This window comes from Nitrospira sp. ND1 (assembly GCF_900170025.1).
GTDB lineage: Bacteria > Nitrospirota > Nitrospiria > Nitrospirales > Nitrospiraceae > Nitrospira_A.
This window is the reverse complement of record NZ_FWEX01000006.1, coordinates 939,838-960,530: the sequence shown is the minus strand read 5'-3', so window position 1 is coordinate 960,530 and position 20,693 is coordinate 939,838. Positions and strand designations below refer to the sequence as shown.

General features: G+C 60.6%; 19 protein-coding genes. 10 read left to right on the top strand and 9 right to left on the bottom strand.

The genetic code is table 11. From position 1 onward, the window contains the following. Window positions 1-19: 19 nt before the first annotated feature. Entirely contained in the window at window positions 20-832 is an 813-nt protein-coding gene (locus tag NSND_RS09290) for an OmpA family protein (RefSeq protein WP_159450714.1), read from the bottom strand. Between the two features lie 535 nt (window positions 833-1,367). Here NSND_RS09290 and NSND_RS09285 point away from each other — a divergent pair. Beyond that, complete coding sequence (locus tag NSND_RS09285) at window positions 1,368-2,180, top strand: hypothetical protein (protein ID WP_080878742.1); 813 nt, start codon at window positions 1,368-1,370, stop codon at window positions 2,178-2,180. Between the two features lie 39 nt (window positions 2,181-2,219). Here the strand turns inward: NSND_RS09285 and NSND_RS09280 are convergent, their stop codons facing one another. From NSND_RS09280 to NSND_RS09260, 6 genes are all read right to left on the bottom strand, one after another. Beyond that, a complete protein-coding gene (locus NSND_RS09280; RefSeq protein ID WP_080878741.1) occupies window positions 2,220-3,341 on the bottom strand; it encodes a methyltransferase in 1,122 nt (373 codons plus the stop codon). A 107-nt stretch (window positions 3,342-3,448) separates the two neighbouring features. Then, window positions 3,449-6,154, bottom strand: a complete 2,706-nt coding sequence (locus NSND_RS09275) for a sigma 54-interacting transcriptional regulator (RefSeq protein WP_080878740.1) — start codon at window positions 6,152-6,154, stop codon at window positions 3,449-3,451. 178 nt (window positions 6,155-6,332) lie between these two features. Then, entirely contained in the window at window positions 6,333-7,607 is a 1,275-nt protein-coding gene (locus NSND_RS09270) for a tetratricopeptide repeat protein (RefSeq protein WP_159450713.1), read from the bottom strand. A gap of 113 nt (window positions 7,608-7,720) precedes the next feature. Beyond that, on the bottom strand, window positions 7,721-8,383 hold the full coding sequence (locus NSND_RS21245) for a hypothetical protein (RefSeq protein WP_159450712.1): 663 nt from the start codon (window positions 8,381-8,383) through the stop codon (window positions 7,721-7,723). Between the two features lie 18 nt (window positions 8,384-8,401). Further along, window positions 8,402-8,851 carry an HIT family protein gene (locus tag NSND_RS09265; protein WP_080878738.1) on the bottom strand — a complete coding sequence of 150 codons (450 nt, stop codon included), beginning with the start codon at window positions 8,849-8,851 and terminating at the stop codon, window positions 8,402-8,404. Then, the gene (locus tag NSND_RS09260) at window positions 8,848-9,471 is read right to left on the bottom strand and encodes a hypothetical protein (protein WP_143833485.1); all 624 of its coding nucleotides are present in this window, start codon (window positions 9,469-9,471) and stop codon (window positions 8,848-8,850) included. Before NSND_RS09260 ends, NSND_RS09265 begins: the two co-directional genes overlap by 4 nt. Window positions 9,472-9,629: 158 nt before the next feature. Here NSND_RS09260 and NSND_RS09255 point away from each other — a divergent pair, with 158 nt between their 5' ends. From NSND_RS09255 to NSND_RS09215, 9 genes are all read left to right on the top strand, one after another. After that, the gene (locus tag NSND_RS09255; RefSeq protein WP_143833484.1) at window positions 9,630-10,517 is read left to right on the top strand and encodes a hypothetical protein; all 888 of its coding nucleotides are present in this window, start codon (window positions 9,630-9,632) and stop codon (window positions 10,515-10,517) included. After that, window positions 10,507-10,929, top strand: a complete 423-nt coding sequence (locus tag NSND_RS09250) for a secondary thiamine-phosphate synthase enzyme YjbQ (protein WP_235000216.1) — start codon at window positions 10,507-10,509, stop codon at window positions 10,927-10,929. The genes NSND_RS09255 and NSND_RS09250 overlap by 11 nt, the downstream gene beginning before the upstream one ends. A gap of 1 nt (window position 10,930) precedes the next feature. Beyond that, on the top strand, window positions 10,931-12,052 hold the full coding sequence (locus NSND_RS09245) for a S1C family serine protease (RefSeq protein WP_080878735.1): 1,122 nt from the start codon (window positions 10,931-10,933) through the stop codon (window positions 12,050-12,052). Window positions 12,053-12,149: 97 nt separating this feature from the next. Continuing rightward, on the top strand, window positions 12,150-13,901 hold the full coding sequence (locus NSND_RS09240; RefSeq protein WP_080878734.1) for an AAA family ATPase: 1,752 nt from the start codon (window positions 12,150-12,152) through the stop codon (window positions 13,899-13,901). A gap of 8 nt (window positions 13,902-13,909) precedes the next feature. Next, window positions 13,910-15,430 (top strand): proteasome accessory factor PafA2 family protein, encoded by a 1,521-nt coding sequence (locus tag NSND_RS09235; RefSeq protein WP_080878733.1) that lies wholly within the window; start codon window positions 13,910-13,912, stop codon window positions 15,428-15,430. 2 nt (window positions 15,431-15,432) lie between these two features. Then, entirely contained in the window at window positions 15,433-15,627 is a 195-nt protein-coding gene (locus tag NSND_RS09230) for a ubiquitin-like protein UBact (protein ID WP_200810516.1), read from the top strand. A 98-nt stretch (window positions 15,628-15,725) separates the two neighbouring features. Then, window positions 15,726-16,499, top strand: coding sequence for a proteasome subunit alpha (locus NSND_RS09225; protein ID WP_080878732.1), 774 nt, complete (start codon window positions 15,726-15,728; stop codon window positions 16,497-16,499). Window positions 16,500-16,545: 46 nt separating this feature from the next. Then, on the top strand, window positions 16,546-17,385 hold the full coding sequence (locus NSND_RS09220; protein WP_080878731.1) for a hypothetical protein: 840 nt from the start codon (window positions 16,546-16,548) through the stop codon (window positions 17,383-17,385). 1 nt (window position 17,386) lies between these two features. Continuing rightward, window positions 17,387-18,877 (top strand): proteasome accessory factor PafA2 family protein, encoded by a 1,491-nt coding sequence (locus NSND_RS09215; RefSeq protein WP_080878730.1) that lies wholly within the window; start codon window positions 17,387-17,389, stop codon window positions 18,875-18,877. A 323-nt stretch (window positions 18,878-19,200) separates the two neighbouring features. Here the strand turns inward: NSND_RS09215 and NSND_RS09205 are convergent, their stop codons facing one another. Together NSND_RS09205 and NSND_RS09200 are read right to left on the bottom strand one after the other, a co-directional pair. Continuing rightward, window positions 19,201-20,130, bottom strand: coding sequence for a hypothetical protein (locus NSND_RS09205; protein WP_143833483.1), 930 nt, complete (start codon window positions 20,128-20,130; stop codon window positions 19,201-19,203). Next, complete coding sequence (locus NSND_RS09200; protein WP_143833482.1) at window positions 20,118-20,516, bottom strand: hypothetical protein; 399 nt, start codon at window positions 20,514-20,516, stop codon at window positions 20,118-20,120. Before NSND_RS09200 ends, NSND_RS09205 begins: the two co-directional genes overlap by 13 nt. Between the last annotated feature and the right edge of the window lie 177 nt (window positions 20,517-20,693).

Sequence of the window (20,693 nt, the reverse complement as noted above, 5' to 3'; positions counted from 1 at the left end):
GACAATCCCCGGCAGCAGATTAGTTGCCGTCGGTCGGCTCAGAAGTACGTTCTGCCGGTTCGGAGGTCGTGAGTGGAAGGCCTTCGCTACTCGCTCCGCTCCCCCCGGTTTCAATTGAGGGATCGACGCTGTTCGAGAACGGATCGGTCACTGTTTCAGTGGCGGTTATAGGCACTACCATGTGTTCCTGGCCGATCCTTCGCATCTCCACGTGTACCCGTCGGTTCATCCGGCGGCAGACGTCGCTGTTGTCGATGCAGAGGGAGCCTTCTTCACCCAGGCTCACGGTGCGGATCGACGATTCCGGCACACCCAGCGCGATCAAGTGTTGTTTAACGGTCTCGGCGCGCTTCATACCCAGGATCTTGTTGAAGCTCATCGATCCCTGTTGATCGGTGTAGCCTTGGAGCAGGATGCCCCAGTCCCGCTCGCTCGTGAGGAATTCCGCATGGCGCTGCAAGGCGGCCTTGCCTTCATCGGTCAATCCCTTGCGGCCGATTTCAAAGTGAATATCGTCGTGCAGGATGTCGGTACTTCGGGTTGCCAACGGGGTTCCTTCCACAAGCGTCCTTGGAATTGAGGCTGAGACCGGTGCGTGCTCGGTCGGATCTTTCAGGACTTGCGAGACCTGCGTACTATTGAGGGCTTCTGTCGACGGGTTGCTATGGGCTGCCTCGTCGGCCTGGGAGTAGTACCAGAATGCGGACACGACCACGGCGAGGAAGAACACCAAGCCGCTCATGATATAGACATCCTTCATCTCCTTTTCCGGTCCCATGACGGTGGGAGACACTGGTCCTGTGCTGACACTGGCTATGGGGGCTTTCTGCATGATCCGTCTGCTCCTTGTGTTGTAGGGCCGGGGTACCCCGGCCCGTCGGTTGCTGATGGATGAATCGACTGACCCTTGCATTGCGGGGCCGGCTTATTGATGCTCACCTCCTTCCTGCCGGGCTGCCCGCCGTTGGCCGGTGGGTAGAGCAAGGCGGAGGCCAGGTGCCGTAACGAGGCTGAGGGTGGAAGATAGTCGTCAAAACAATGAGTTATGAAAACGTTGTCGGTGCGAGCGAACAGCGGTTCATGCGGGGATCGGTGGGGATGCGGGGATAGCCCCGCATCAGGAAGCCGGGTAGATGAGGCGAATAACCAGCCCACCTATTGGGAGCCCGTCTCGTAACGCGCCGTCCCGAACGAACTTTGTTGAAAGCACGAAGCGGGGATCGAACAGGCACCTCTCGCGAAGGGAACCTATACGACCATGGCGTCGTTGCTGGAAATGTTTTGCAAGTGTCCGCTGCTGCGGTAACATGGCGCAAAAAGCCGCCGACACCTGTTCGGAACAGAGGCAGGGCATGAGGAGTCGTCGAATGAAAAAGTCTCTTTTACTGTTGTTGCTGTTGTGGGCCGCGATGTTCCCTTTGGCACAGGCGGGGGATTACCAGTTGATCATCGGCGAGCAGGTGGACGTGTGTGAGGCCTGCAAACGCAATCTGGAACGGATGACCGTGCATCCGGCTTGTGAGCGGGATTATAGCGATCAACTTGGACTGGAGGCTCCTGAGTGGAAGCCATTCGATGTGGGGGGGCATATCGGTGCGATGGAACGAGTGCTACGGTATCTTGCAACCGGTGATGAGTTTGCCGATGACAGATATAATTCGGATGATGATCGGTACGCGGATCCGGTACGAAGAATCGGTAGGAAGGAGGAGCCCTGGGCCTATTGGGCGTACGTCGACATCAACAACGACGGGAAGGCGGAGCCGGTGCTGAAGCTCCATTCGGCGCTCTGCAAACTGAGAAATGGCGGATCTATCGGTCAAGCCTATTCTGCTCCCATTGTGGTGCTCAATGAGAATCTCAGTGGCATCGATCGTGCGCTGACCGATCTCGTGGTTCAGAACCCTCGCAAGGAGGGAACGGTGGCCGGCACAACCAATTACCAGCTCTACGGGGTGTTCAGTTTCAAGGGGGAAATGTACTTCGACCGTTGGAATGACACTGAGACTGGAGACGAGCGCGAGAGCTTTACCCTGAGTATTTATGAAGCAAAGGGGGACACCACTCGAACACTGTGCCAAATGAAAGAAGTACAGGTGAGAAGGTGGTCGCCCGGTAAGCCCTGCGCATTCCGCCACTGTCCCCCGGCGAAGCCGTTTCCCGTGAATCTCACTCCCTGATTCACCAGACTGTCGCCATTCTTCCTTCACGAACCTCGATCATCGAATCCCCAGCCGCCAGAGCGACGTGATCTCCGCCGCGCGGGCGGCGCGGAGCGGGTCTGCTTGGTCGGAGGCGCGGGGATGATGCGGCCGGATATCGGTCTTGCCGAGGACGACGAGCCCGGCCTGATCGAACGCGGCGAGCAACTCTGCCCTGGTTCGCAATTCCAGATGTTCGGCCAGGTCGGACAGCAGGAGCCAGCCTTCTCCTCCCGGTTCCAGGTGAGTGGCCAGCCCGTTGAGAAATCCGGTCAACATGCGACTCTCAGGATCGTAGATCGACTGTTCGATCGGGGAGGTCGGCCGGGCCGGCACCCAAGGCGGGTTGCAGACCACGAGTGGCGCCCCGCCCTCGGGAAAGAGATCCGCTTGCACCACTTCCACCCGATCGGTGAGCCCCAATCGCTCAAGATTCGTGCGGGCACAGGTCAATGCGCGAGGATCCTGGTCGGTAGCAACAATCCGCGAGATCCCTCGCCGGGCGAGGATCGCCGCCAACACGCCGGTGCCGGTTCCGATGTCGAAGGCGAGGGCATTGGAAGGCAGCGGCGCATCGGCCACCAGGTCTACATACTCGCTGCGAATCGGTGAAAACACGCCATAGTGGGGATGGATGCGATCGCCGAGGGCAGGGACGACAATCCCGTTTTTACGCCATTCATGCGCACCCACCAGTCCCAGGAGTTCTCGCAGCGACACCAAGGCCTGCCCTTCACCGGGGCCATAGGCTTCCGTGCAGGCGAGTCGAAGGTCGGGGGCGCGGCGGAGCGGAATCTCGTAGTCCTCTTCAAGGGGCACCAGGAGCATGCCGAGGATGCGGGCGCGGCGAGACTGGGTCTGTCGATGAAAATGGAAGGACTCTGCCGGCGAGGTGCCAGGTTTGGGGGGATGGCGGTCGGCACGCCGCGCCATGGCGTTGAGTAACTGCCGGGCATTCTGGAAATCGCCCCGCCAGAGCAGCGCGGTTCCCTCGCAGGCCAGGCGGTGCGCAGCGTCGGCGGTCATACTGTCGTCCGCAATAGTTACACGCGCGGGCGGTGGAGCTCCCCATTCCGAGCGCCAGCGCGCGGAGCAGGGCTGCCCTGACTCGGTCCAAAGCACGAAGGGTGTCTTGCTCATGAAAGGACCTTGCCTGCGGTGCTTCGTATGTCTGAACGAATTTTAAACAAGGTGTTGTTCATAAATGTGGTTCTGGTCCGGGATGAGATTCGGTGAGTCGAGGTATTCTACCCGAAATGTTGCCGGACCAGGGCTTCGACGGATTTGAAATGCCGTTCGGGGAGATTCTTGAAGCGCCGTTTGCAATCGAGCAGGGCTTCCTCCGCGGTGGTGAAGGGCTCGATCGTTTCCATCAAGTGGCCGTAATAGTCCATCAGTTTCAGTTCGACCGCGCGTAGTAACGAGGGGTCTCCCGCCAGGGCCGAAGCTGCTTTTGTCTGATCTCTTCCCGATTCCACGAGTGCCTGAAAACAGAGGCCCTTCAGCCGTTGTGTGACGGTGCTGCGATCCCACCCCAGGGCCTTGGCTGTCGCCTGCATATCGAACCGGTGTTGGCGCAGCTGGTTCAGCACGGCGATGTCTCCGGCCGGATCGGGGAGGAGCGGTTCGGCTCCCGTCACGACGACGGTGGGCGAAGGTTGCCCCGAGAGGCGGAGGTCGGCTGTTGTGATGATCGGTCCGTCGGAGAGCGCGATCGCCTGTTCGAGACATTGACGCAGCTCTCGCACGTTACCTCTCCATGCCTGCTGCTGAAGCGTCGCCAGCGCTTCTTCCGAGAGCCTCATGTTCGCGTGCTGCGGCTGGTTCGCGGCTTCCCGGAGAAAGGCTTCCGCGAGGGGAGGAATATCGTCGGGCCGGTCCCGCAACGGCGGGAGGTGCAGGACGAGGCCCTTGAGCCGAAAATACAGGTCCTCGCGGAACCAGCCTTCCGACACGCCACGCTGAAGATCTTTGTTGGTCGCGGCCACGATACGGACATCGACCGTGGTAGGAGTCGTCGCTCCGACTCGATAAAAGGTCCGGTCCTGCAGCACTCGCAACAGTTTGCTTTGATGGTCGAGTCGAAGGTCGCCGATTTCGTCCAGAAAGATGGTGCCATGATGCGCCAATTCAAAATAGCCTTTGCGATCCATCAGTGCGCCGGTGAAGCTGCCGCGCACGTGGCCGAAGAGTTCACTCTCGAAGAGTTCCGGGGAGATCGCCGCCATGTTCACGGCGATGAACGGCTTCGGTGCCCGGGGGCTCAGACGGTGCACGGCACGCGCAAACAACTCTTTGCCGGTTCCCGGCTCGCCGGTGATCAGGACCGTGACGGTGGAACGGGCGCCTTTCTTGAGATCACGAAACATGGTCAGGATCGTAGCGGCTCCGGTGACGATGCCCACTTGCTCGCATTCCCGGCGGAGTGTTTCCTGTTCTACATTTCCCAGGGGCACTGAACTGATGGTTGCGGCCCGCAGGCTCTGAAGCTGCCGTTCGAGCTCGTTCATGCGCTGCCGCGTCGCCTCCTCCTGCGCCTGGGCATCGGCGATTTTGAGCTGAAGATCGGCGGCGAGTCTCGTCGATTCGGCTTCTCTCGAGGCTGAGTGGGACATGCCGGCGCGAGCCGATTCGAGGTCTTCCTCCAGGGATTCCACTGCGGTCTCCCTGAAGATCAGTGCTTCGCGAACCGCCCCCAGGTTTTGCTGAACCTGCAGCATGTCCTGCTCCAGCAAGGCCAGGCGTCGGGTTGCCACGACCTGCCCTAGCAGGCTGGTCGCCACGAGCACGGTGACGGCTGCCGTGACAGGAATCACAAACGGCAGAACCCAATGGGCCGTGGTGAGCGAGACCAGCCCGAAAGTCAGATACAGCAGGAGGCTTCCGGCTCCCAGGAGAAGTCCCTTCCAATCCGTCCACCGGAGGACTAACCAGGCGACCCAGAGACAGAGGGCAAAGGTGACCAGTAGCCTCTGAAGTGGGGAGAGTTCGTGAATCCAGTCTTGCGTGAGCAGCGTGTGGAGCAGGTGTGCCTGGAGGAGCACATCCGAGGCGTCGTCGCCTGAAGGGAGCGTGCGTTCCGGTTGCGAGTGCGGTTGGATGAGCAGGACAACGACTTTGCCGTTGACCAGCGTGCCGAGCGCTTCATTATCCTTCCGGTCGAGGAGGCGGGAAAGTTCCAACACGGTGGTGCCGGGGAAAGCCGTGGGAACTTGTCGTCCGGCGAAGTTGAGCAGGAGTCGGCCCTGACGATCGAGCGGGATCGTCAGGGAGCCTGTCGTACCGCCAGGCCACCGTGCGTTCTGCACTCGAACCTGTCCGGAGCGTCGCTCCACCTGGCGCAATGGAATCTGCCAGAACGTGGTGGCTAAGGAGAAGCCCAGGGCTGGAAGCTCGTCGGATCCGTTTCCATAAAAGAGCCCGGCCCGGCGCGCAATGCGATCGAGGTCCAGGAGCGGCTGTAGGGTGCTTCGGCCCGGCGTGAGGCCCTGTGCGGGCACAGCAAAGTCTACCCTATCCTGATCGATGGGCGCAGTTGGAAATGCGGGGTAGGAGACGGTTCCGGCGGATGTCACTGCCTCCATCAGCAAGGCGTCGCTGACGGCGCCGCCGAGGTTGGGAGGGCTGGGGAAGTCGAGGGGAATATCGAGCCCGATAGCCGCTGCTCCCGCATCGTGCAATCCAGTGATGAGCCTGGCCGGGAGGCTGCGATCCCACAGACCGGCGCCGAACTGTTGTTCGCTGGCCTGATCTCTCATGACCAGGAGCAGGTGTGAGTCGGGGGCCGGTTGCGAGCGGAGTCGCATCCAGGTGTCGTAGGGTGCCCATTCGAGCGCGTGGTAGGTCACAGGCGCCGGCGCCCACATGGCCTCGGAGAGGGCGAGGGACGCCAATGCCATGACGACGGCTTGCAGCCAGACATTCCTGACGAACAGGCGAGTGGCTATTTGCATGGGTGGTGGTGACTAGCGGGATGATGAACAGGTTCGTCGGTGCCCGCATCCATCGCCCGCATGGGGGAGTGGGTTGGGTCGAGCGGACTGTGCGAACATCCTGCGAGCGGTTCTGCTCCTGCCCGTGAGACATACCGTCCGGCATGTCGAGGCCATTGAAATCATGTCCAACAGCTTACTACGGTTTTGGAGTCTCAGGGGTGATTTCGTCGAGAATACGTTTGACCTCTTCCCGCGGCATCCCCTTCAGATAACTTTTGGCCTTGGCGAGGTCCGGTGCCAGGCCGAGCCCTTTGGCGTAGATGCGAGCCAGGGCCGTGCGTGAAGGAATCGCGCCATCGGCTGCGGTGGATTCCAGATAACTCAGAATCCATTGGCCATGGGGGGGAAGCTGGCCGTCGAGGCCTTGTTCGTAGAGCTGGACCAGCGCCGCATGCGAGATGTCGTTGAGCGCATAGGCTTCCCGTAGCAGCACCGGCAGGGCCTCGCCTGTGCGGCCTTGCTTGAGTAATGTGGTGCCGACGGTTTCCGTGGCCTGGTCCCCCCGATCCAGATCGGGGAAATCCAGCCAGAGCTGATCGCAATAATTTTTGAAGGCCTCAGCCGCCGCCTTGGATTGTTTTGTCTGCAGATTGCCTTTGACCGCTGCCAGCCGCCGGAGTTGGGTCAGCGCCTGAGCCGCTTCCGGCAGGCCCTGCTCAAAGGCCCGCGCCCACCAGGTGATGGCCATGATCTGGCTCTTCTCTACGCCCTGGCCTGAGCGATAGGCGTTGCCGAGAAAATATTGAGCTTTGGCCAATCCCGCCAGCGCAGCGGCTTCCAGTTCCTGCGCCGCATCCTTGTCCCGTCCCGCGACTTTCAAGACCAGCCCGAGGCGATAGTGGGCTTCGGCAAAGTCCGCTTTAAGCCGCAGGGCTTCCTGATAGGCCTTGATGGCCGATTGTACATTTCCGCGGGTGTAATGAATCGTTCCCATGCTGTAGTGCGCCTGCACGAGGGTCGGATCCAAGCGGACGGCTTCCTGGAGCTCCGTCATGGCGCTGCGCCAGTCTTGCTTGGCCATGAGCGCGGTGCCCAAATCGAGATGGGCCTGCGCAACGGTCGGATGGAATCGTAGGGCGGTCCGGTATTCGTCGATGGCGCCATCGGTATCGCCCAGATGGAAGAGGGTTCGGCCCAGCGTGAGGCGTGGCTCCTGGGCATCGGGTTCGAAGTGTAAGGCTTGGCGAGCCTGGGTCAGGGTCTCCAACAGGCTGAGGGGCACAGGCGCCGGAATCGGCGTCGGCAATGCCGGCTGAGCGACGGATTCAGGGGGGAGCGGCTCTTCTCGAATCGGTTCCGGGGCCGGGATCGCGGAGGGGTCTTCTTGCGCGCGCGCCCAAGCCGGGTGAATGAGCAAAGCCATGGCCAGGATCAAAGGCCACCCTCCCTTGGTGGCGTGGTGCAGAAACATAGGTGCTGGCAATCCTCCACATAAAAAAAGACGTTCCTTTATACACATAGACGAAGCGGAAATTCCACGGGATCTCGCATGAAACATGTGCCGGAATGATGTGCGGGGAGCATTCAATTGTTGAGGAATGCGAGCGCGAGGACCATCGCGACCAGCAGACCCAGGAGGCCCAGTATGAGGGAGCGCCACCAGGACAATTGATCCTGAATCGGCATGAACCCCAGGCTGACGCCTTCCGCCAGCAACCAGTTTCTGAATTCCTGCGGGGCGACGAGGTTGAGTCCCCGGTCCGTGCAGGAGGTCATGAACCGATCCACAACCACGCCCTGCAGCGCCGCGCGAATCAGCCTTTCCAGCCAACGCGGAAGTCTCAGACGGCCGGCGGTCTGAGTCACGCATCGGTCGACCATGGTCTCGTATTCCTGTCGAGCCGTGGCAAGACTTCGTCCTGCCGAAGTTGACGCCGACTGCATGGCAGGCAAGGCATGGAGCCAGTCCCGGAGCGTGAGCTCCAGCCGCTCCACCGTCCGTTGGGCTGCGCTCAACACTCCCGCAAGGGCGCCGCCGACCAGCGCACCGACGACGTAGAGGGCCGTCAGCGACCAGCTGCCCACTGCGGCCCATGTGCCATGGGAGGATACTGTGTTGCTGTAATAGGCGGCAGCCCCTCCGACGACGGCGATCGAGACGAGCACGTGCAGCGGCAGAGACCAGAGCAGAGCCCGGAGGAAGGTGCGAGGCCTATTCGCGCTTGGTGGGGCAGGTTGATTCGACATCGCGACCAGTCGAGGACCTCAGGGGTTTACGGCGGACTGGTTTGGATGAAACGGCCAGATGTTTCTGAGACGGTCGATTTCCAAAGCGAGTGCGGTCGGTTCAAGTCGAACCGGTTCGTGTGCAATACGCCACACCGGTTCGAGCGGCGCGGGATCCCGAGGAAGGCGTGGAATCAGATGCCAATGGATGTGGGGAAGCTGGTTGCCGAGCAACTCATAGTTGACCTTCACGGCCTGCCACTCTTGCGCGAGCAGGGCTGCGACCCCGGACACTTCTTCCATGAGGCGGCTGCGTTCGTCGCGAGAGAGGTGAAAGAGTTCCGTGGCGTGCCGTTTCAGGACGAGCACGGTCCAGCCGGGGAAGAACTGGTCGTCATGCAGGTAGGCCCGGGTGAGTCCGCAATCGGCGATGAAATGACTCCGGTCGGGCCAGGTGCCGACACAGGCCTTGCACGACTGGCTGCTCATGGTTGGCTCAGAGACTGGGCTTCCTGCGGCGTGATCAGGCCCTTCTTGATCAGGAGTTGAATCAGCTTGTCCGTGGTGGCCTTGTTCGGTGCGGCCGCGGCGGCAGCGGCCGCCGCCGGGCTTTTCTGTTTAGGTGCGTCCCGTTTTTGCCCCATCACCCGGAAAGACGGGGTAAAGACCGCGACATAGTCCCGGTTCCTGATGCGGACGGTGACGGGGAGGCTCTCGCTGTTTGGGGTGAGGTCCGGCCCCGATCCTTGAGGGACACGAAAAAAAGGTCTTCCGTCCTCAGTGGTGCCGTCCTGGCCGATGATTTCCATTCTGTTCAGGAGGGATTCGCCTGTCAGGTTCTCACGATCCTGCCCGCCGATATTGGTTATGCGATCCAGGACGATGATCAAGGAGTCGGCAATGAAGAGATCGGCAGAATTGTTGCGGACCGTCACATCGTACCGGTATTCGCTCGAGAAATTATCACGGCTACGCAGGGTGACGAATGCGGCGGCTTTGCCGCTCAAATCAATCAGTTCGGCTGCAGCGGAGAGCAGGGGTGTGAAGGCTTGGGCAAGTAGGAGGCAGGCGCTTCCCACAACAATGTGCATGGACCGCGTCTTCGCCATGATCCCCTCCCGGTTGTCGGTCAGCATCAGCCTCAGAATAACAAAGCCCCACAGTGAGTGCGAGGAAATCCTCTGCCCGAGTCGTGGTTTGCTTGACACGTTCTTTTCACGGACGATATTCTGCCGTTCGATCATCGACTGCGACTCATCACACCTGCATGGCAACTACACGTATGACGTCCCCTCCGCTGCTTGTTCCGCGGACACTCGTTTCCCAACTGCTGCATCTCTACGACTATCCCGACCCGCGCCGTCCAGGACGGCTGATTAAGGGGTACGACTGTCCGCATGCCCTCCGGACGGCCCGGATGTGCGCCGCGGTGGCTCAGCGCATGGGACACCAGCCGGCACGAATCAAACAGTATCAGATCGCCTGCATTCTGCATGATTTAGGTCGAGCCGGACTGGATCGACGGCTCTTCGGCCGGATCTGGTCCTGGGCCCGCGCGCAGGGAATTCCCACCAGGCCGCGTGAATGGCGTGTTCTCCACCCGGAGACCCGTTATGGACGGGAAACCGAGGCCTTTGTTTCGCGTTATCGAGGCGCGATGGAAGCGGCCGGCATCGAACTGAATCCCTGGGCCTGCGAGCAGGTGGAAATGCGGCTTGGGTACGCCCGCAGATTAGCCGCCCGATTACGCGCCGTGAAACCGCGATTGCGGGAGCTTGCGGTCACCTGGTCCCCGTGGATGAGCCGGATCATGCTGTATTACTACTATCCGGAAAAGCTGAACGGCGCGCAGCCCTGGGTGCGGCAATTGGCGGAGATCCTGGTCGCCTGCGAACAGTTCGAGGCCTATAGCAATCAGCGTCGCGGGCGCGACTACTATGTGCGGCAGCGTGAAGATGTGTCGGAAGCCTTCGCCTATCTGGATGCTCTGCACGGTGAAGGGATTATCAGTCGTCCCGTGGTGCAGGCCTTGCGGGAGCTTGCGGCGGAAGGGGTATTCGATCGCGTATTGGAAGAGGCCAGGGGGCGGTCGTTGTCCAGCCGCGAGCGTACGTTCCTGCGCCGGGCGGGTCAGGAGTCACTACATGCCGGTTAGAAGTATGTCGATGCAGGTGAAGATGCAGGGCGATTGCCGAGTGGAGAATATTACCGGACAGGTCCAGGCGGCGTTGAGTCACACGCAATTACATGCTGGAATTCTCACGCTCTTTATCAAGCACACCACGGCCTCCGTGTTGATCATCGAAGATGAGCCGGGTATCCGCGCCGATACGAAAGCGCTGTGGGAACGGTTGATTCCGGCCGATCCGGGCTGGCAGCACAATGTGCGCAACGCAGGAGAGGACAACGGCCACAGCCACTTGCGCGGTCAATTGCAGGGGCAATCGCTCACCATTCCTTTCAACGACGGGGTGATGACGCTGGGTACCTGGCAGCAGATCGTCGTGTTGGATTTCGATACGCGCGCACGAACCAGGGACCTGGTGTTGCAGGTCATCGGTGAATAGGATGCGTCTGAGCGGGGCGATCCGGAAGAGGTGGCGCGGGAAACGGTTGAGAGTTGGTTTGGTGGCGGCGCTGGCGCTGTCGTCACCGGCCTGGCTTCAGGCCGCCGAGGGCACGAACGGGCTTCTCATCGCGCAATCTGCCGCGCCGACTGAACTCAGTCCGGAGGAGCAGGCGACCATCGCCGTGTTTGAACGCGCTACGCGGTCGGTGGTGTTCATTGCGAACACAGCGATGCAGCGCGATCCCTGGTCGTTCAACCTCTTCGAAGTGCCGCAAGGCTCGGGGACGGGCTTCGTGTGGAGCCGGCAGGGCCACATCGTCACCAACTATCATGTCATTTACGGCGCGGATGCGATCACGGTGACCTTGGCCGATCGCACCGAATACAAGGCGAAAGTCGTCGGCGCCGATCCGGATCACGATCTTGCGGTCTTGCAGATTCAGGCTCCAGAAACCGCGCTCCAGCCGGTGATCATCGGCAATTCCCAGTCGCTGCGTGTCGGGCAGAAGGTGCTGGCCATCGGCAATCCCTTCGGGCTCGACCATACCCTGACCACGGGAGTGGTGAGTGCCCTCGGCCGCACGATCAAGTCGATGAGCAACCGGACGATTGAAGGCGTGATCCAAACCGATGCGGCGATCAACCCGGGCAATTCCGGGGGGCCGTTGCTGGACAGCGGCGGCCGGTTAATCGGCGTGAATACCCAGATCATGAGCCCGAGCGGCGCGTTCGCCGGCATCGGGTTCGCGGTGCCCGTCGATACCGTCAGCCGGATCGTGCCTGAATTGATCAAACATGGAAAGCTGATCCGTCCCGGACTGGGCATCTCACTAGTGCCGGATGCCATGGCCCGGCGTTGGGGTGTCAAAGGTGTCATCATCGGAAAGGTCGGCCGGGGGAGCATCGCCGAACGGATCGGGCTGCATGGGGCGCGTGAGACCGTCGGCGGCCGGATCGAACTGGGCGATATTATCGTGGCGGTGGACGGCCAGCCGGTCGAAACCATCGACGATTTGATGGATCTGATGGAGAAGCACAAAGTCGGCGACGAGGTGACGATCGACTATGTCCGGGGCAAACGTCGGCTCCAAGTGATGGCGCCGCTGCAGGCGGTCAATTGAATGGATCGGACCGGTATGAAGAGGCTCGTGCGACCGCGACAGTGGAGTTGTGCTCTGTGTTAGGATGACCGGAGTTGGACCAGCCGGAGGAATTGATATGAGCGACCATCGAAATCCGGATCAGCCAGAGTCGGGCGGGCAACAGCCGCCGCGCCGTGAGGCCTCTGCATCGTCTGATCCGATCGAACTGATAGAAGAATGTCTGGCCGCGTTTCCGGACGGCGACCCGCGCCAGAAGCTGCTCTATAAATTGCGACATGTGATCACCGCCCAGTCGGTTGCCCAGGACCGGCGCGATACCGAATTGAAGAAACTTAATGAGGTCGTCGCCAAGTTGACGGCGCCTGCTAACCGAGTCGGCCTGCTGCTCGAAGTGCCGGCGGAAGCTGTGGCGCGCATTGTCGTCGGAGGGGCGGAGTACTACGCCAACATCGACCCGCGTCTCCCGGTCGAGGATCTCAAGATCGGCACGCAGATTCTGGTGAATGAAGCCTATACGGTGATCAAGGCCCTGGGATATGACCGCAACGGGCCGGTGCTGAAGGTGGCCGAAGTGTTGCCGGATGGACGCATTCGTTTCGAACAGGATATGGGCCGGCAGGCGTTGATCCTGCAGCGGTCCAGCGATTTGCTGGGGGCCGATCTCAAAACCGGCGACGAAGTCCGCATCGAGCCGACACACCGGATCGCCATCGAAAAATTCGAGAATCGTCAGGCCAGGACGCATCTTCTCGATGAAGTCCCCAGTGTGACGTGGGCGCAGATCGGCGGGCAGCATCAGGCGATCGAAGCCATTCGAAAAGCCATCGAATATCCTCTGCTCCATGCCGACACGTTCACGAAATATCAATTCACGCAGCCGAAGGGATTCCTGCTCTATGGACCGCCGGGCTGCGGCAAGACCTTGATCGGACAGGCCGCAGCGGCCAGTCTGGCTCAGCTCGTCCGTGAATCGCAGGGGCAGGCTGCCGCGGATGGCACGTCGAAGAACCCGCCGGTGACAAGCGGCGCCTTCCTGCACATCAAGGGGCCGGAGATTCTGAACATGTGGCTGGGCGAATCCGAGCGGATTGTCCGGGACCTGTTTGCCAAGGCGCGCGCCAGACGGAAAGAGGGGGCGCTGCCGTTTATTTTCATCGATGAAGCCGAGTCCGTGTTGGGCACAAGGCGGTCGATGCGGTCGTTCAACATCAACAATACGCTGGTGCCGATGTTCTGCGCTGAGATGGATGGCATCGAGTCGCTGCATGATGTGGTGATCATTCTGGCCTCCAACCGGCCGGATTTGATCGATCCGGCGGTCCTCAGACCCGGTCGAATCGATCGGAAGATCAAGGTCGCGCGGCCGAGTCGGGAGGCGGCCGTGGAGATTCTTGCGGTGTATCTCACGCCGCCGTTGCCGCTCGATCGTGAGTTGCTGGAGCAGAACGGGCAGGACCATGAAGCTGCCCGTCGCGCCGTGATTGAGCAGGTCGTCGACAGTCTGTTTACACGAACCGATCAGAATCGCGTGTTATCCATTCGCCTTCGGAACGGTCAGAACAAGGTGCTGTATCGCGGCGATCTTGTCAGCGGCGCGATTCTCTCTTCGATCGTCCAGCGGGCGAAGGAGAAGGCGATTGAGCGGGCGGTGGCAGAGGCCGGGGCGCCTGCCGGCGACGGGATCCGCACGCAAGATCTGCTCGATGCGGTGCATGAGGAATATCGCGAAGGTGAGATGTTGCCGCCGGACGATGCCGCCGAAGAATGGCTCAAACTGCTGGATCACCATCCTGAACAGGTTGTCGGTGTGTCGTCCTTCCGCCGCGGGCGGCCGACGGAAGAGCGATTGGTCAACCAGATTATCTGACAGGGCCTATGCATCTCTTCGGCATTGAAACGGAGTATGGCATCACCCGCGAGGATCTGGATGCCGTCGACCCCGTCGAGGAATCGATGGAACTGGTCCGTGCCCACTTGCCCGGCAAGTTTGAACGGCGCTGGGACTATCGAGGTGAGGACCCGCATGAGGACGCGCGCGGTTTCCGAGTCTCCGGTCTGCAACAGGACAAGGAAGAGGACGACTTCGTCAAGGTTGATGCGCATCGACCATTTTCGTTTCACGAGATGAAGAGCGATCTGGTCCTGCCGAACGGTGCGCGCTTTTACAACGACCATACGCATCCCGAATATTCCACTCCGGAATGTCGCACGCTCAAAGATTTGCTGGCGCATGATCGGGCCGGAGAGCGCATTGTGCAGCGGGCCGCGGATCGACGGAATCAGCAACTGGGCGGTGCGCACGTCCAACTGTATAAGAATAATACCGACTTTCACGGGCACAGTTACGGCTGCCATGACAATTACCTGGTGTCGCGCTCCCTGCCGTTTGCTCAGCTGGTCAGCGGCCTCTTGCCGTTTTTGGTCAGCCGGCAGCTGGTGGCCGGAGCCGGGAAGGTCGGGATGGAGGCGCAGGAATCTGGTTTTGTGCCCGGTCCCTTCCAGATTTCGCAGCGGGCCGACTTTATGGAGGCTGAACTAGGCGTCGATACGATGCACAACCGGCCCATCCTCAATACCCGTGACGAGCCGCATGCCGACCGGACTAAGTACCGACGTCTGCACCTGATCCTCGGCGACGCGAACATGTGCGAATACGCGACGGCGCTCAAGGTCGGCACCACCAGGCTGGTGCTGGACATGCTCCAACGTGGAGAGGCCCCAAGCCTGGAATTGGAACAGCCGGTGGCTGCGATCAAGCAGCTCTCCAGAGATCCTGATTTGAAGACAACGGTGCGATTGAAGGATGGCCGGACGATATCGGGACTGGCGATCCAAGAGGAATATTGGAACGCGGCGAGTCGATGCTGTGCCGGCAGTGATCCGGATGCCGACTGGGTGTTGCGGGAATGGCAGGAGACTCTCTGTGCGCTTCGTCAGGATCGCACGCAATTAGTCGGGAAGCTCGACTGGGTGACCAAGCAGTGGCTGCTTGAGACATTCATGCGGGAAGAACGGCTGGCGTGGGAAGATCCATGGCTCGCTAGTTTGGACTTGGAATATCACAATGTGAACCCCGACCGAGGCCTGTTTCTGGGCCTCGAAGCGGAAGGGAAAACCTGGCGCATGACGAGCGAGCGCGACATTGCGCAGGCCCTGGTGGCCGGCCCCTCCGATACCAGGGGCGGGCTTCGCGGATTGTGTGTGAGACGGTTCCCGGAGCAGATCACGGGGATGCAATGGGAGCGGGTGCAGTTTTCCGGGGGACTGCGTGCGCGGACGCTAGAGATGGGTGACCTCTTTGAGCCGGATGCGGTGCAGGCCTGTGCCGCGTTGTTGGAAGCTGCGGCGTCTCCAGCCGATGCGCTGGCGGCGTGGTCGAGACGAAAGGACGGGTAACCATGCGATATATGTTGATGCCGGAACGTCGTGAGGCGCCGGGCGATCCCATGCCGAAACCGTCGGGACCGTCTGAAGAAGGCGGGGGACCTCGGCGGCCTGAAACGGGCTCGCCGGATAAGGACAATCTGCTGAAGCGGATGCGAAAGGTCGATCCGAAGCAAGCGGAGCGTTATCGGCAACGCACGGGCCAATAAACGTGAAAGGTAAAAAGTGAAACGTGAAAGGTCGCGGGGCTGAGGATTGAAGCGATCGTTGGTCCACCTTTGACGTGTCACGTCTAACGAGGTAAGCAATGGGGATGCAAGGAGACTTTTTTCAGCTCTTGAAGGAACAGGGGTATCAGTTCGGCAATCCTGTTGCGGCGGCCGCAGGGATGGAAGTTCCCACTGCCACCACAATTCTGGCCTTGAAGTATCGCGATGGTGTGTTGGTCGCAGGCGATCGCCGGGCGACGGCGGGCAACATGGTGATGTACGACCGCACCGACAAGGTCCTGGAGATCGACCGGCACAGCGTGATGGCTATCGCGGGGGTGCCCGCGACGGCGTACGAGATGGTACGGGTGCTGGAGCATTCATTCAAATACTACCGGCGTACGCAATTGCAGGAGTTGAGTTTCGAAGGAAAACTGCGGGCTGTTTCCAAGTTGCTCAAGGAGAACGTGCCCGCGGCGTTGGCAGGGACCGGGGCGGTGGTTCCCGTCTTTGCCGGATATGACCAGGAGCAGGAGTCTGCGAAGATTTATTTCTACGATATTCTGGGGGCGGAGTTTGAAGCCGTGGAGTATGCGGTGTCCGGTTCCGGCTCGCCGACGATTCGCGGGATCCTGCATTATGTGAACACCTGGGGCCCGCAGCCCCTGGCAACCCTCCCGGAGGAGCAGGCCACGACCCAGGCGCTCCGGTTGCTGTCCAGTGCGGCGGAATTCGATTCGGCCACGGGTGGCGTGAACCGGGAGCTGAATCTCTATCCGGTGGTGAAACTCATCAAGGCGTCCGGTGTGCAGACCATTCCGGACGCCGACTTGAAACGATTGCATGAGAGCGAAGTGCTGCGCGGACGCTAACAGATAGACGGCTGGTTATTGACCCCTATGGTGAAGGTGGCACGTTATGTATGAAGAACCCTATCGGTGGATCGAGGCGGTCGGCAATCGACGCCAGTATCTCGATGAACAATTTGCAAAGGGCTCACCGGTCGTCGCGTTGGCCTATGCCGACGGGATACTGGTGCTGACCGTCAGCCGCGGAACGCCCAAACTCTACGAGATTTACGATCGCATTGCGCTGGGCGGAATGGGGCACCCGGCGGATCTGGAGAAGTTGCGCTTTTCCCTCCTGGAGATGGCCCATGTCGAGGGTTTCAATCGATCGCCGTCCGATGTCACGGGAGCCAGGCTCATGAAGTATGGGCTGGCACCGACCATTAAGCAGGCCTTTGAAGAAATTTATAAAGCCCCCTTCATCGCCAAAATTTTGCTCGCTGAATTGGGCGTGAAGCCCGAGCGAAACCTGTTTCTGTCCATCAACTACGACGGAAATTTCGAGGAGAGCCAGGGCTGGGCGGCATTGGGCGCGACGGCTTCCGTGCAGGGCCGGATGCGACGCTATGTTGAATCGCAACCGGCGTTTGCGCAGGCCTCGCTGGCGCAGGCCGTGGAACTCGCCCTGTGCACCTGGGCAGTAGGCTCGTTAGCTCAAGCGGCGTCCGAGTCCACGGCTGCGGAGTCTTCCTCAACCCAGGCATCGGAAGAAAAGACGGAAGGGGATGGTTCGAGTCTCCCTGACAAGGCAGCGTTGCTGGCACATGTGCGTCAGACCGTTGCCGAGAAATCATTGGAATGTGTTCTGCTGGAGCGCCGCGGGCCTGGATCGGCCAAATATCGCGCGCTTCGTCCTGAGGAACTGGGCCGTCTGTTGCCTTCGGCTGTCAGCGCACCGGCCACCACCTAATATGTTGAATCGTATCTTCGGACTTGAAACGGAATACGGCCTCCTGGTGAACCAGGATCGTCCCGACCATTCGCCCTCCTGGGTGGCGCAGCGTATTCGCGACCACATTTTTCATGTCGAACGGCGAGGAGTCCTCGATCTTCACCATCGTGGTCATGACGAGCCGCCGGGCAACGGGGGATTTCTGACCAATGCGGGCCGTATCTACCTCGATATGGGGCATCTGGAATATGCCTCTCCGGAGTGCACGACCCTGGCGGATCTTGTGGCCTCGGATCGTGCAGGGGATCGGATTATTCAAGATGCGGTGAGGGCGCTGGGGCTGGACGAGACGGTGTCGCTCATCAAAAACAATATCGATCACGAGACCGATGCGACGTTCGGCTCGCATGAAAACTATCTCGTCACGCGGCAGTTTCCCTTTTCCCGGCGCGGCCTCGGTCCACTGGTGACGTTTTTGGTCACCCGTCAGGTGTTCACCGGGGCGGGGCGCATCGGATGCGCGAGTGATCCCAACGAGTGGGTGCAAGTCGGGGGGCTCATCTTGCATCGGCCTGGGCTGCGGGATGCGCAAGATCGATCGATTGTGCCGTTCCAGATCTCCCAACGCGCCGACTACATCGTCAACGACTTTTTCGAGTGGGTTCAACACAACCGTGCGATCGTCAATACACGCGACGAGCCGCTGGCCGATCCGAACCAATACCGCCGGATTCATCTCCTGTGCGGGGATTCGAACATGGCCGAATATGCCACGGCGCTCAAGATGGGGACCACCGGGCTGGTGCTGCAACTGATTGAGGCCGGACAGGCCCCGCGCGGCCTGGGGATCCACGAGCCGGTCGAGGCCCTGCAGGATATTTCGCGCGACCCGGATCGCCGTTGGATCGTCCGTTTGGAGTCGGGACAGTCGATGTCCGCCATCGATATTCAGGAACAGTTTCTGGCCGCGGCCCAGCGCCATTGCAAAGGGCAGGACGAAGAGACGGATTGGGTGCTGGAGCAATGGGAATCCGTGCTGACCGATTTGCGTGGCGGGTATGAAAAGCTGGTCGGCCGGATCGATTGGGCCTCGAAACTGTGGCTATTGGAGACCTATCGGGAGGCCGAGCAGTGTGCGTGGGACGATCCCATGTTGAAGAGTCTCGACCTCGAATATCACAATCTGCATCCTGAGCGAGGACTCTGCTACGGTCTCGAGGAGGAGGGGCGAGGACCGCGCCTGACGACCGATAAGATCGTTCATCTCGCTCAGGACCATCCGCCTCGCAACACGCGGGCGTTCGGACGCGGTGAGTTGGTCAGGCATCTACTGGCCAGCAGAGGCGGAGGGATCGTGTCGGATGCCCCGCTCGACTTCGAAGAACAGATGGCCTGCGAGTACATCATCAATTGGTCGAATTTTAAACTGCGCGGAACGGCGCCGTTTTTTATGGCTGACCCGTTCAAAACCTACGTGCAGGATGTGCGTAGCCACCTCGCCGCTCGATAGTCTGGCAGGATGCGGAAAAAGTCCGCCAGCGGCGTTCTCGCAAGACACGGCCGTCTCACCGTCTCGGCGGCGTTCACAAACATGACGCGCGTTATTCCGCGCGTCGTGAACCTCAGAAGCTCACCGTACGGCCACGGGACAAGAGCCTGTCTTGGCAGGCTCGGGGTGGGCGGGTACGAAGGAACGCTTCGCCTCTTCGCTTACTGCGGCCTTGCTGGACGGCCTTTTTGCGCATCCTGCGGGTTAGTGCAATACCGACAGGGCGCATGAGTTGATCGTCGTGTATTGCGCAACAATCGAGTTTTTTCGCAGCCTGCTAGCGCCTACCGCTTCAGTCCCATCCGTTCCAGCGCGCCTTTCGACACATCGAACGCGAAGCGCAATTGGACTGCGTAATACTTTTGGACCAAGCCGGACTGGTCCAGCGGTCGGTCTTCTTCGCGGTAGAAGGCCAATTCCGTATCCTTCCATCGGACGGCGATGCCGATGATCCAATCGAGTTCGGAAGGGTTCAGGGTGTTGCTCGCTTCGCGGTCGGTGAAGAGATTCATATCCCCGTACAGGACGACCTTGTTTTTGTAGACGTCCAGGTCGGCATGGGCGACGTACCGGAACAATGCGCGGCCCGTATTGTTGGGGCGGGCGAAGTATTGGCTGTTGTGGAAGAGCCATCCCGCGCCGGCGTAGGCCGTGAGATTCTGGTTCGGGAAGGTGCGTCGCCACCAGGTGGAGTCCTGAATCGCTTGAAACCGGGCTGTCACGAGCGCATCGGCGTAGGCCTGTTTCAGGCCACGACGGTCCAGCGGGGCATCTCGTTCGTACTGCAGCCGCCAATTGAAGCGATCGAGCACGCCGGTGAAGGCGAAGGTGCCGTCCCATTCCGTCAACTTGATCCATCCGTCGGTGCGGTCCGAGAAAAAATTCTGATCGGTGTAAAACGTGAGGTACTGCTTATAGAGGTCCGTTTCCAAGTGCAGCATGTGGCGCATGCCGACGAGTCCGGTATTGTCAGGCCTGGCGGCGAACGTCGGATTCTTTACAAAGGCACCGGTTAATAGATAGCCGCCGAACAGCGTTTCCTCCTCCTCGCGCGCTTCATGTTCCGGTTCATCCATGGAGGGGAGCGGGCGCCCGTACTTTTCCAGCCCGAGCGCCGGTTCCGTCCAGGGCATCATTGCCGACAGCAAGCCCATGAAGAACAGCAGCCAGCGCGGGCCAACACTGCGGTGTCGCCGGGCCGTCATTCCGGGCAATTGGCGAAGATCTCTTCGCAGTCGTTTGAGGCATCGACCGAACTCGGCACGAAGCGATACTGCACCTGGTCGACTCGTTGGTGCTGAATCACGACCGTTGCCCAGCAGCCGTGATGTACGGTAGGACGGCTGCTCTTCGAGGACACCATGGACTCTTCGAGCAGCGGGGCCTCTTTGTAGTACCGGAGCATAGTAACCGCTCCATCCTCTCGTTCCTGGAGGGGTGTGCCGGCGCAGGCCAGCACCTGTTCTTTACTTTTTCCTTGCAGCGCCCGCTGATGAGGATAGCCCTCGGTGATAGGCGGGGTGCTGTGGCAGCCCAGCATGATTCCGGCCAGGACGGGGATCAGCATGCCGCTGTGAGCACGAATATGAGGTCGGCGCATCGTGAGTACTCAGGCTGACCTATCGGGGACTGTGAGTAGCATACCTGCCGGGTCAAAGCAACCAACCCGGGCCGATTCCCCGATGCCTGCCTTGTCGTCGAACCAGCTTGCGCCGGGTCACGATGTCGGTCACTGAGGAGGGTCGGCATTAACCGTCATCGGTGAGCCGATGCCCCG